Genomic DNA, 11,877 nt, shown 5'->3' on the forward strand with positions numbered 1-11,877 from the left:
TGTCCAAAATTTACAGATTTTCTACCTTTATCCACTCTTTGAACTCATATACAATTATGGAGCATATTATCGAAATATTAAAATCGGGTGGAACAATTCTTTACCCTACTGATACTATCTGGGGAATTGGTTGTGATGCCACCAATATAGAAGCGGTCAATAAAATTTTTGACATTAAAAAGCGCGAAAAAAACAAATCCATGATCATCCTTGTAGAGTCAGAAAAAAGACTTCAGGACCTTGTAGACGTTCCTGAGATGGCATGGGAAATTATTGATCTTAGTGAGAAACCGGTAACCATTGTTTATGAAAACCCAAGAGGTTTACCTAAAGAACTTCTTGCTGAGGATGGAAGTATCGGAATTCGTCTTGTAAAAAATGATTTCTGTAAAAAACTGATAACAAAGCTGAACAGACCTCTGGTATCTACCTCTGCCAATTTCAGTGGCGAAAAAAGTCCATTGAAATTCTCTGATATTTCTGAGGAGATGATCAGTCTTGTAGATTATGCCGTGGAAGAAGATAGAGAAAAAGTTTCAAAATACTCAGGTTCTTCGGTGATCAAAATATGGAATGACAACAGAATAAAAGTTCTTCGGGAATAAGAATCCTGAACTTTTATGTTTACTTTTTAGAGTCTTGTCAGTTCATATCGGCAGGATTTCTTTTTTTTAATTCTATCTTTGCAAACTCAACTCATAAACTATTTGCTATGAATCATCACGAATTTGCCCAAATGTGGATCAATGCGTGGAATTCTCATGATCTGGAGGATATACTTTCCCACTATTCAGATGATATTGAGATTACAACTCCTATGATTGCGCTGGCTACAGGCGGTAAAGAAAGCTCTTTAAAAGGAAAAGAAGCTGTTCGTGAATATTGGAGAAAGGCATTGGATAAATTTCCGGACCTCCATTTTGATCTGATCCATTCCACAGCAGGAGTAGATTCGGTAGCATTATTTTATAAGTCGATTATGGATAAACATGCCGTTGAAGTCATGTTTTTTAATGGAGAGGGAAAAATTAGTAGAATGTATGCTCATTATGATTAATGGGTAACATACGTAGAAATTGTCACTATTATCAACGATGAAAATTAATCTTAATCAAAATAAGAATTTAAAACTATTTAAAATCATTTCTGAAGCAGCAGAAAGGAATAACCAGTCCGTATACATTGTGGGTGGTTATGTGCGGGATCTGCTGATGAACAGAAAAGCATCTACCGATATAGATTTTGTAACGGAACAAAGCGGAATTGAGCTTGCTCAGCATGTAGCGCAGGATATAGATCCGAAATTGAAGGTTTCCGTATTCAAAACTTACGGAACGGCTATGATCAAGTATAAAGAACTTGAACTTGAGTTTGTGGGAGCAAGAAAGGAAAGCTACACAGAAAACAGCCGGAAGCCGGAAGTGGAAGGCGGAAGTCTTGAAGATGACCAGAAAAGAAGAGATTTCACCATCAATGCGATGGCTATTTCTTTAAATAAAAATAATTTCGGAGAATTGATTGATCCTTTCAACGGGATTGATGATCTTGAAAAAGAAATTTTAAGAACTCCTCTGGAACCGGCACAAACCTATTCTGATGATCCGTTAAGGATGATGAGAGCAGTGCGTTTTGCTTCCACTTTAAATTTTAAAATTGAGGAAAATTCTCTGAAAGCGATCCAGCAGGAAGCGGAAAGAATCAGGATTGTTTCTATGGAAAGAATCATGGTAGAGTTTAACAAAATCATGATGTCTGAAAAGCCGTCTATCGGATTGAGACTGATGGAACAAACCGGTCTTATGAAGCTTGTTATTCCTGAACTGATTGAACTGAAAGGCGTGGAAGAAGTGGAAGGACAAACCCACAAGGATAATTTTTACCATACGCTGGAAGTAGTGGATAATATTTCTGTGAATACCGATAATCTTTGGCTTCGCTGGTCTGCCCTTCTTCATGACATCGGAAAAGCTCCTACGAAAAAGTTTGTAGAGGGAACAGGATGGACTTTTCACGGGCATGAATTTTTAGGTTCAAAAATGGTAAAAACACTTTTCCAGAGATTGAAATTACCTTTGGGAACTGACATGAAATATGTTCAGAAAATGGTCAAGCTTTCATCAAGGCCAATTGCACTGATTACGGATGATGCTTCAGATTCTGCATTAAGAAGACTTTTATTTGATGCAGGAGAAGATCTGGAAGACCTTTTCACCCTTTGCAAGGCAGATATTACCACTAAAAATTCTAAAAAACAGGAGAAATTCAAAAGAAACTTTGAATATGTAGCGGTCAAGATCAAGGAAGTGGAAGAAAAAGATCAGGTAAGAAACTTCCAGCCGCCGATCACCGGAGAAGAAATTATGGAAATGTTTAATCTTAAGCCGGGCCGTGAAATTGGTATCCTGAAAGAGAAAGTGAAAGAAGCTATTCTTGAGGGTGAAATTCCCAATGAAAAAGAAGAAGCAACGAAGTTTGTCATTGCTGAAGCTGAGAAACTGGGATTAACCTTATAATTCAATTTAGAAAAATATTAAAAATTCCGGCGGGATGTTCCATCCCGCCGGAATTTTTTTCTTAAGGAAACAAAGCCGGCCGGTTTCTTCGAAACCGGCCGGAAAAAAACACAAATGATGAAAAAATAAAAAATTATTTTTAGAAGTAATAATTATTGCGGGTTAAGGAAAGTTCCGTTAGCACCAAGACCACCTGTTTTAAGGGAGGTAAGCTTGGTACCCGTAGTTGCTGAATATACAGTCATTTCGCTTTCCTGAGTGAATTGTTTAACATCTGATGCAAAAATTCTACCATCAATAACATTAAATCCATAAAGCGTAAAATAAGGACCACCGTCTGCAGCTGTTAATAGCGGGCTTGCAGGAACTGTTGGTGTAGCTAAACTTGTTGTATACACTTTATTGGCAGAACTGAAATAGATTTTATCATTATCAATCTGAAGATTGGTAGCACTTGGAATTCCTGTCAATGTAACTACTGGTGTCATAGCCCCTGTGCCGGAGATTTTATAGATATAAGAATCAGTAGCTGTAGAAGAAATTGTATATACATTGGATTTGTATGAAATAGTACTGTTGATCTTACCATTCGGAACAGTAAGTTCAGTTTTACTGTCATTAGAAGTATTGATATAAGTAATCATATTTCCATATCCTGAAGTAGCATTCTGTACAAAAATATTTCCACCTGCTTCCACTGCTTTATCAGCCCCGCCTGTCATCGTGATTTTGCTTACAAATGAATAGTCGGAAGCCTTATATTTCGTTACACTTGTTGCATTCGTAGAGAAGTTTAGGTTAGCAACATAGATAAAGTCATTGGCAAAAGCAATTCCTCTCGGGTTATCAATCTGATTGGTGATTACTCCTAATTTCTTAAATGTGTAACGGTCTACTACAACAATTTTGTTTGAGTTATTGATCACAAGATAAGCCTTATTTCCATTAAGACCAATGGTCTGAAGAACGTCACCCAGAATTTCTTTATTGTTATTGTACCCATATACGTCATCCTGCTTTAAGCTTAAATCTCTTGTCAGGAATGTTACTTTAGCACCCTGGCTGTTAAAATTCCCTTCATTAGAGATAAAATATCCGTTCTGGTAAGTGATCGGAGAAATTTCAAACTCGGCAGAGTCACTTGTACATGAAGACATATTAAACAATAGTACAACTGCAAATAAGACAGTTAAAAGTTTAGTTATTTTCATAATTTATTCAATTTTAATTTATTAAAAATTTATTGCGGCATACACACTATAGTTTCTTTTCGGTAAAGGATAGAAAGAAACGGTTTTATAGTAGGTATTGGTTAGATTATTCACTTTAAACCCTAAGGTATATTTTTTTGCTAAGGTGGCAGAAACTCCCATATTTAAAAGAAAATAAGGATCTATAGCTTCTGATCTCTTTTCATCACTTGTGGTGTAGGTAACACCGTTCAGCTGTCCCTGTGCATACAACCTGAAGAAACCATATTCGTAATCTATACCGGCATTTCCCCTGTGCATGGGAACGTAAGGTCTCTGCATCTTCGTTTCTTTATCGATAGCTTTTGCATAATAATATGCTGCATTGGCTCTGAATTTATGATTTCCCCACTGCTTGCTGAAAGACAACTGAGATTCCAGCCCGTAAGATTCGGATTTATTGACATTGTATGCCTGCCAGTATCCCATAGCCGTTGGAAGCCATACAATAAGATCTGTGATGTTCATATAATAGGGAGACAGAGTAAGTTTGAAATCTCCCGCTTTGAACTCATTGGTCATATCCACCTGAGTAGAGGTTTCCGGTCTCAGATCTTTATTTCCTCCCGGTTCATAATAAATATCATTAAATGAAGGATATCTGAAGTTTTTGGATACGTTAATACTCAGATCATACCATTTTGCGGCGTTCCATTTTCCGGAGAATGAATACATAAAGGGAGACTTTACATCTTCTACAAAATCTTTTTTGAATCCTCCTTCAAAACGCAGGTCTTTTGTTGCAAAATACCGCAATAATCCCGAAACAGAACCTATATTCCTGCTGACATTGGATATTCCGCTCTCGTACCCTTCTCCTTTATTAATCTGAAATTCTCCGATGATATTAAAATTCCATTTTGAGTTCAGGAAATAATTAAAATCATTTTTAAAGATATAATTTTTCCCGGTTCCTCCACTGGATTTAGGCTGGTTTAACGAACCGAAATACTGAAAATTCTCTTCCGTGTAGGCTGTTTTAAGGGAATTGCTGAACTTCGCTTTGTTCCAGTCCCAAGAAAGAAGACTTCTTACACTTTGAGTTGTATATTTTGTTTTTGTTCCCGTTTCCTCATACACGGGATAATGCTGTGAAGAATCAAAAAACTGGCTTTGCCACGAAACCTTATGATCGTTTGTAATTTTATAGGATGCTCCTACATTGAATGTCGTATTGTAATAATTCCCGTTTCTGTTGATATAATTCAGATCGCTTACCTTATAATCATTTTCACTTACGGAATAATTTCCGGAGGCTTTAAAACTGAACTTATCATTGCTGTAAGACCCTTTCACAAAATTATTATAGGTATTAAAGGAAGCCACTTCAGAAAATAAAGAACCATGGAAACCTTTATTAAAATCAAGGGTGTTATTCAGGTGAATACTTCCCCCGATGGCACCACTTCCGTACACCACGCTTCCTCCACCCGCTTTGATACCGATCTGATCATAGCCGAACAAAGCAATATTATTGATATCTCCCTGCCCTAAAAAATTAGAATTGATATTAATTCCGTTCCACACGAATGCAGTCTGCTGGGCGGTAGTTCCTCTGAAAGAAGGTGAAGACACAGCTCCACGGCCATTTTCTTTAATAAAAACCTGCGACTGAAACCTCAGAAGCTCCGAAAGATTACTGGAATTTTTTTCAGCATCTTCTGCTGTAATTGTTTTTACGGGATGAAAAAGTTTCACCCTGTTCATCTGGTTGTCGAAGACATAAATAGTGTCAATCGTTTTCTCTTGTCCAAAAAGAAAACACCCATAAGATGAAAAAAGCAGTACTAAAGATCTTTTTATATCCATACTTTTTTACTTTTCCTCCGAAAGCAATATGTTTTTTAATTATAATCCTGGCAGGTCTCCTGACTTTCGCATTCTGCTCCTTCCCGTTTTTACACAGTGGCGTTTTGCAGAAACTTGTGTTGCGATTTACAGTTGCGGGGACAGTCCGGGAGTTACACCCGATTCCCTTTTCATTCCAAAATACTGGAAACCAAAATTTTTGCAAAGATAGTTTTTTATATGTATTCGCCAAAAATCAGACTTTTCTATACAAAACATGCTATCCTTTTGTTATATACACAAAAAAGAACGGCCGCTTTCAATACTGAAAACAGCCATTCATCCCACTACTTTACTATTTATATATGTTACTTTTTAATAAATTTATAAGGCTCCTGTTGTACTCCTTTTACTGAATATTGTAAAATATAATCTCCTTTTGACAGGGATGAAACATCAATCTGTCCTTCTACAGTATCCAATGATTTTACCTTTTGTCCAACCATATTATAAATTTCTGCTTTCTCTATTTTTCCTTTCCCTTTAAAATACAGGATGTCAGCCACTGGATTAGGATAGATACCTGCATTGTTTTTCTCTTTCACAGCATCACTCACCGATAAAAATTCAGAAGTATCGAGGTAAAAAGCAATCATCTGCCCTGAAGCATTCGTCCCTGACCCGGCAATTTTCTTTCCGTCCTGTGAAATCGCAAGAGGAAGTCCCATTGTTACTCCATTAGTGGCAATTCCTAAAGAAGCCGCATAATCATTCAGGTTTATCCTTCCGGCGGCAGAGGTCCAGATAAAGCCTTCTCCTGACATGGGTGGAGCCCCAAATGCTCTGTAATACCCGATCACTTTTTTCCCATCAGCAGAAATCCCGGTGGCACCTCCTTTGAAGCTGAAAGAAGCATTAGGATGCGTTATATAAGTAAGTCCGCTCACAGCATTCCAGACATAAGGATTAGGATTTGCCGAACCTATTATTGTATTTCCGTCTGCAGAAATTCCTCCTGCTTCTCCTACATGATTCCCATTATTATCTGTAATAAAACTTTCCACTCCATCCTGCCATTTTGCTCCGCTTCTCGTTCCGGTTGATTCATCCTGCCAACCTACAATCACTGTTCCTGCTGCATTGATTGCATTTGCTCTGGAGCTGCGTCCAGGAACTATACTTCCCAGATCTACCACGCCGTTTACTTCGTCCCATTTCACAGCATGTGCGTTCGCAGCTGTAAGGAATCCCAGCCCTACAATAGTATTTCCATCGGTTGACATTCCCCAGGTAGAGCTTACGCTGCCATCCCATCCTGTAGGTACAAGCCCGCCTCTGTTTACCCATGTGGCCGTAGCAACATCATAAGTAGATATTTCATTAAATCCTGTTGCGGCATTGGTAACGGAGGATGATATTTTGGTCCCGTCATTCGAAACAATGGTTCTGCCTGCAGCCGGATACCCGTTTGTTATAGAACCTATCTGTACAAGTCCTCCTGCAGCATTCCATTTATATATACTTCCTGCACTGGTGTGCAAGCTTACGACTCCATTATCCGATACTGCGCCTACATTATAATTTCCCAGGCCTATTACAGTAAGCTGTGCTTCTGCAAAACCAAATTTCAGGAAAAGACAAGCTATCAATATTTTCATTGACATTCTGTAAAAATTTTTCATATTTTATTATATTTAGCGTTTCGAATTGGTGAAAACAATATTAATACAACATTCACTCAATTAAAAGAAATTGACTTTCATAATTCGTGAATTTTAAAAGAGTTTAATTTTTAAAATACTAGTAACCAAACAGATATAAAACAATATTTTGAATATGGATTTTACCGGAATTATTCAAAAAAACACAAAAAACAATTTATCAGGACAAAAATTATTTCACATCTTACTGTTTATTTTCACTTTCTGCTTCCTTATTACCAAAGGACAGTCCGGCCCCGACTTCAATATGCTAGCAGATAAAGCATTTCTGAAATTGTATCAGAATCCCGACGAATGCATCAGTTATACCCAGGGAATTCTTGTGAGTGATCAAAATAAAGAGCACAAAATTGTACTTCAAAATATTATTTCACAAGCTTTTGCCCTGAAGGGAGACTATGTACAGTCTGTCAATATTTTTGCTCAAAAAGAAGATATTGATCAGAAAAATAACCTTTCATATTGTATGCAGGTCTTCAGTGGTTATAATCTTGCCGATCAGTATCAGAATCTGGGTTTATACAATCAGTCAAAGAGAATTATTACCAATCTTTTGTCCGATCAGAAACTTCCTAAAAGTAATGATCGTTCCTTAAGAATCACCACTGCAAAATTGTATCAACTTCAGGCATTAAACTCAGGAATCAACAGAAACTATCCTGAAGCCTTACAAAATCTTGATAAAAGCAACCAATACCTGGGGAATCATAATGAAGAGAACAGAATTTTAAAAATAGAAAACAGAATTTTTCGCTCTTCTTATCTGCTGAAGCAGAATAAATCGATAGAATATAAAACACTTATAGAAAATGTGATTGCTGATCTTGAATCTCAGAAAAACCAGCCGTTTCTTTTAGGTTTGGCTTATGAGAATCTGTCCCAATACTATTTCCTGAAACAGGATTATGCAACCTCTATTCAAAAACTGGAGGCAGGTCTTCGATTGATAGAGAATCTTCCGTTTAATAATTTAAAAATTAAAATTTACGAATCACTGTCCCGTAATTATTACGCGGTACATAATGATGCAAAATATCATCAGTACAATAAACTTTACACTGATTTAAAAACAAAAACAGATTCCGGTTCAAAAGAAGGGATACGATATCTCGTGAAGCTTGTGGAAACCAATCAGAATAAAAACATTGAATTTCAGAGGTATATGCTTTTAAGATCTTCCTCGGTTTTAATCTTCATTATATCTTTGATAATCCTGGGCTTGCTTGCCTATTTTTTAGTCATTAGAAGTAAAAATAGAGATTTAAAAAAACAGTTTGATTTCTTTGAAAAGCAGACCAGCCAAAAGACTCAGCCGGCTATTTTAAACAAAACAAATACAATAAAAGATAGCGGGACGCCCAAAATATCGAAGGAAAAAGAAGATGAAATTCTGCAAAAGTTAGAAGAATTTGAAAAATCCGACAGATTTCTTAATAAAAACATGTCTCTGTCGCTGCTTTCTTCTCAAATGGAAATCAATACAAAGTACCTTTCCGAAGTCATTAATAATAAGGAGAAAAATTTTAATAGGTATATCAACAAACTCAGGATCAATCACATTGTAGAATTACTAAGAAGTGATGCGGCTTTTCTTAATTATAAAGTGAGCTATCTTGCAGAATACTCCGGATTTTCATCACACAGTGCCTTTACAACTGTTTTCAAATCTGTTACCGGCATGTCTCCCAACACCTATATTCAGGAAATCAGTAAAACAAAAGCCTTATGAAATCCATTTTAAAAATAATACTGCTGCTGGCTGTTTTTTGTCATGGGGTGAAAGGCCAAAAGACGCCCGACAGTCTCTTAATAAAAAAAGCAAAACTTGAAATTTATGACAACCCTGACAACACCATCAAAATCGGGGAACAATTGTTAAAAAAATCTCATGATATAAAAACCTCCATTGATCTCTATATGCTGCTTTCAACAGCCAATATTGCTAAAAGAAACTTTGAGGAATCTTTACAATATATTTTAAAAGCGAAGGAACTTCTACAAAAAACCAATGATCCCAGAAGCCAGGCCGGAGTTCTCATTTCAGTCGCTATCCAGTATCAGCAAATGGAACTTTTCAGCAAATGTCTTGAAACACTGAATGAGGCTGAACAGTATATTGCAAAAATTCCCGAAAAAAATCCTGAAAAATATATTGAGACGGCAACCAGTTACGCAATAAGAGGAATGGTATATAAAAGCCAGTCTAATTCAGAAATTGCTTTGGAAAAGTTTCTGATTTCAATACAGAATTTTGAAAAGGTTCCCGTAAAGAAAACCACTTATTCCAATATGAGTGTGGTGTATTACAATATTGGGTACTGTTATCTGAACCTTAATCAAATTGATAAAGCACAGGAGTCTTTTCTGCAGTCCGTCAGCTATGCTCGGAAGAACTATGCTAAAAGTCTGGAAGCATTCGCTTTGAAAGGAATTGCTGAAATACACAAACAAAGACATGAAAATCAAGCAGCGATAAACCTTTTACTAAAAGCTGAGGACCTTTCTAAAAATACCGGAGATATTATCCTGAACGAAGGACTTTATAAAGAATTGGCTGAGAATTATCTTGCTTTGGGACAACAGGATCTTTATCAGCAGTATAATAAAAAACACCTGGAAATGCGTTTTCAAAGAAAACAGAATGAACTGAAGTCTATTAATCAGGTGATCGACAATCATAACAGGGAAACCGCTTTAAAAAGTGAGAAACTAAAATCTGACGATCGTTATATTAAAATGGGTTCTGTTTTCCTGGGAGGTATTTTTATAGTTCTGCTTATATATTTTATTATAAAAATCAGAAAGCAAAATAAGAAGTTTCATCAGGAGATACAGCAGATGATAAGAAGAACTTAAGCTATGAAAACAAAAAAACATTCCGGGTTGGAATGTTTTTTTATACTGTAATTGTTTAATTTATCAATAAAATGTTTAGCGAACCATTCATTTATCTACCAATAACTTCAGTAATCGGGTTTCCTACATTTCCACTTGGGAATTGAATTTTCAATAAAGAAGATACTGTAGGTGCAATATCCGTCATGTGATATTCTTTATTGCTTTCTCCCTGCTTTACTCCCCAACCCATAAAGATCAGTGGAATATGAGAATCGTAAGAATTCCAAACACTGTGCGTAGTTCCTGTTTTAGAATATGGCGGAAGCATAGAATCGTGAGAGATTAACTGAATATCTCCGCTTCTCTGTCTGTTGATCCCGTTGATAATTCTTTGTTTAATTGGCTCCGGAATGCTTGACTCCTGAACTTTGTCCACAGAAACAGCATATAAAACGGTAGGATCTTTTTCAATTTCTTTTACAGCGAAATTTCTAACATCATCCAATTCAAGCTTGTTGTCTGCCAATACTTTTCTGTCGAAATAAATCTGATAGTTATCAATGGCATTGACCAGTTTATCAGTTCCGAATTTTTCTTTCAGTTTCTCGTTCAGATTCTTTTCCGCATCTTCTCCGAAGAAACCTGTAGAGATTTTATGTTCTTTAAGGAATCCTACAGAGTGTGCTCCTCCGTGATCAGCAGAAAGGAAAACCGTGTACTCTCCTTTTCCTACTTTTGAATCAAGATACTTGAAAAACTCAGCTAAATCCTGATCTAATCTGATATATACATCTTCTACTTCAATAGAATTCGGCCCGAATTTATGTCCTGCATAATCCGTAGATGCCAGATTGATGGCTAAGAAGTCTGTAATATTATCTCCACCCAGCTTTTCACCTTCTACAGAAGCTTCTGCCAGTTTTAAAGTCAATGTATTTCCAAAAGGTGTATAACGGATATTGTCTTTTTTAGTTTGATAATCTTTTGCTAAATTACTGTAAGGGAAAGTAGGTGTTTTTGCACTTCCCAACAGACCTTCCCAAGGAGAATTGTCTGGTGCGCTTTCTGTATATTCGTTGATTGGAAGTAAAGTATTCCAGCCATTCGCTACTAACTTTTCAGGAAGATTCTGAGAGTTAAATGATTTTATCCACTGAGGAAGATCATTCATATACCACGTACTGGTAATGAAATTTCCTGTGCTGTCATCAAACCAGAAAGCTCCGTTTGGAGTGTGTCCTGCAGGAAGAATGGAAGCACGGTCTTTCAAAGAGACACCGACTACTTTTCCCTGGAAGTTTGTTGCCAGTCTCAATTCGTCAGTGACTGTGGTAGACCAAAGGTTTTTCGGAGAGTGGCTTCCCGTTTTTGTATTGGTAGTACCTACCGGCTGAACGTTCTCATCTGCAGTACAGTAAACACCTTTACCTGTTTCCTTATCTGTCCAGTCATTTCCTGCAATTCCGTGAATAGCGGGTACAGAACCTGTATAGATACATGTGTGTCCCAACGCTGTAACGGTAGGAACATAAGGAATATGTACATTATTCAAAGAATATCCTGTATTTAAAAGTCTTTTGAAACCGTCATTTCCATATTTACCATAAAAACGGTATAAGTAGTCCCAACGCATCTGGTCTACTACCAGACCAACGACTAATTTAGGTCTTTCCAGTTGAGTATTTCTGTTCTTCTGTGCATTGATTGTAACTACGGAGAATAAAGTAGCTGCCGCAATTGAAATGTTCCTAAGCATCCAAGTAAATT

The 11,877-nt window shown here is 36.7% G+C and carries 9 protein-coding genes and 1 riboswitch; of the genes, 5 read left to right on the plus strand and 4 right to left on the minus strand.

Annotated elements, in window-relative coordinates:
- Positions 1 to 56: 56 nt before the first annotated feature.
- The 3 genes from V0410_RS09945 (at position 57) to V0410_RS09955 (ending at position 2,513) form a co-directional block, all read left to right on the plus strand.
- Positions 57 to 605, plus strand: a complete 549-nt coding sequence (locus V0410_RS09945) for an L-threonylcarbamoyladenylate synthase (protein WP_047378653.1) — start codon at positions 57 to 59, stop codon at positions 603 to 605.
- Positions 606 to 712: 107 nt separating this feature from the next.
- Positions 713 to 1,057 carry a nuclear transport factor 2 family protein gene (locus tag V0410_RS09950; RefSeq protein WP_202838856.1) on the plus strand — a complete coding sequence of 115 codons (345 nt, stop codon included), beginning with the start codon at positions 713 to 715 and terminating at the stop codon, positions 1,055 to 1,057.
- 37 nt (positions 1,058 to 1,094) lie between these two features.
- Complete coding sequence (locus V0410_RS09955) at positions 1,095 to 2,513, plus strand: CCA tRNA nucleotidyltransferase (RefSeq protein ID WP_330747350.1); 1,419 nt, start codon at positions 1,095 to 1,097, stop codon at positions 2,511 to 2,513.
- A 152-nt stretch (positions 2,514 to 2,665) separates the two neighbouring features.
- On the opposite strand, the gene V0410_RS09960 is transcribed toward V0410_RS09955, so the two are convergent.
- From V0410_RS09960 to V0410_RS09970, 3 genes are all read right to left on the minus strand, one after another.
- Positions 2,666 to 3,724 (minus strand): YncE family protein, encoded by a 1,059-nt coding sequence (locus V0410_RS09960; RefSeq protein ID WP_202838854.1) that lies wholly within the window; start codon positions 3,722 to 3,724, stop codon positions 2,666 to 2,668.
- Between the two features lie 21 nt (positions 3,725 to 3,745).
- On the minus strand, positions 3,746 to 5,572 hold the full coding sequence (locus V0410_RS09965) for a TonB-dependent receptor plug domain-containing protein (RefSeq protein WP_330747351.1): 1,827 nt from the start codon (positions 5,570 to 5,572) through the stop codon (positions 3,746 to 3,748).
- A gap of 32 nt (positions 5,573 to 5,604) precedes the next feature.
- A riboswitch (cobalamin riboswitch) is annotated at positions 5,605 to 5,782 on the minus strand.
- Between the two features lie 137 nt (positions 5,783 to 5,919).
- A complete protein-coding gene (locus V0410_RS09970) occupies positions 5,920 to 7,233 on the minus strand; it encodes a T9SS type A sorting domain-containing protein (protein WP_330747352.1) in 1,314 nt (437 codons plus the stop codon).
- 154 nt (positions 7,234 to 7,387) lie between these two features.
- On the opposite strand from V0410_RS09970, the gene V0410_RS09975 reads away from it, so the two are divergent.
- Positions 7,388 to 9,001, plus strand: a complete 1,614-nt coding sequence (locus V0410_RS09975) for a helix-turn-helix domain-containing protein (RefSeq protein WP_330747353.1) — start codon at positions 7,388 to 7,390, stop codon at positions 8,999 to 9,001.
- The gene (locus V0410_RS09980; RefSeq protein WP_330747354.1) at positions 8,998 to 10,128 is read left to right on the plus strand and encodes a tetratricopeptide repeat protein; all 1,131 of its coding nucleotides are present in this window, start codon (positions 8,998 to 9,000) and stop codon (positions 10,126 to 10,128) included. The genes V0410_RS09975 and V0410_RS09980 overlap by 4 nt, the downstream gene beginning before the upstream one ends.
- 91 nt (positions 10,129 to 10,219) lie before the next feature.
- Here the strand turns inward: V0410_RS09980 and pafA are convergent, their stop codons facing one another.
- The gene (pafA, locus tag V0410_RS09985) at positions 10,220 to 11,866 is read right to left on the minus strand and encodes an alkaline phosphatase PafA (RefSeq protein WP_330747355.1); all 1,647 of its coding nucleotides are present in this window, start codon (positions 11,864 to 11,866) and stop codon (positions 10,220 to 10,222) included.
- Between the last annotated feature and the right edge of the window lie 11 nt (positions 11,867 to 11,877).

It is taken from the genome of Chryseobacterium sp. CP-77 (genome assembly GCF_036362765.1).
Classification (GTDB): Bacteria; Bacteroidota; Bacteroidia; order Flavobacteriales; family Weeksellaceae; genus Chryseobacterium; species Chryseobacterium cupriresistens.

Excerpts from the sequence above, each read along its gene's own strand:
- V0410_RS09975 (WP_330747353.1), top strand. The coding sequence starts at position 7,388 with ATGGATTTTACCGGAATTATTCAAAAAAACACAAAAAACAATTTATCA.
- V0410_RS09950 (WP_202838856.1), top strand. The coding sequence starts at position 713 with ATGAATCATCACGAATTTGCCCAAATGTGGATCAATGCGTGGAATTCT.
- pafA (WP_330747355.1), bottom strand. The coding sequence starts at position 11,866 with ATGCTTAGGAACATTTCAATTGCGGCAGCTACTTTATTCTCCGTAGTT.
- V0410_RS09980 (WP_330747354.1), top strand. The coding sequence starts at position 8,998 with ATGAAATCCATTTTAAAAATAATACTGCTGCTGGCTGTTTTTTGTCAT.
- V0410_RS09960 (WP_202838854.1), bottom strand. The coding sequence starts at position 3,724 with ATGAAAATAACTAAACTTTTAACTGTCTTATTTGCAGTTGTACTATTG.
- V0410_RS09970 (WP_330747352.1), bottom strand. The coding sequence starts at position 7,233 with ATGAAAAATTTTTACAGAATGTCAATGAAAATATTGATAGCTTGTCTT.
- V0410_RS09955 (WP_330747350.1), top strand. The coding sequence starts at position 1,095 with ATGAAAATTAATCTTAATCAAAATAAGAATTTAAAACTATTTAAAATC.
- V0410_RS09965 (WP_330747351.1), bottom strand. The coding sequence starts at position 5,572 with ATGGATATAAAAAGATCTTTAGTACTGCTTTTTTCATCTTATGGGTGT.
- V0410_RS09945 (WP_047378653.1), top strand. The coding sequence starts at position 57 with ATGGAGCATATTATCGAAATATTAAAATCGGGTGGAACAATTCTTTAC.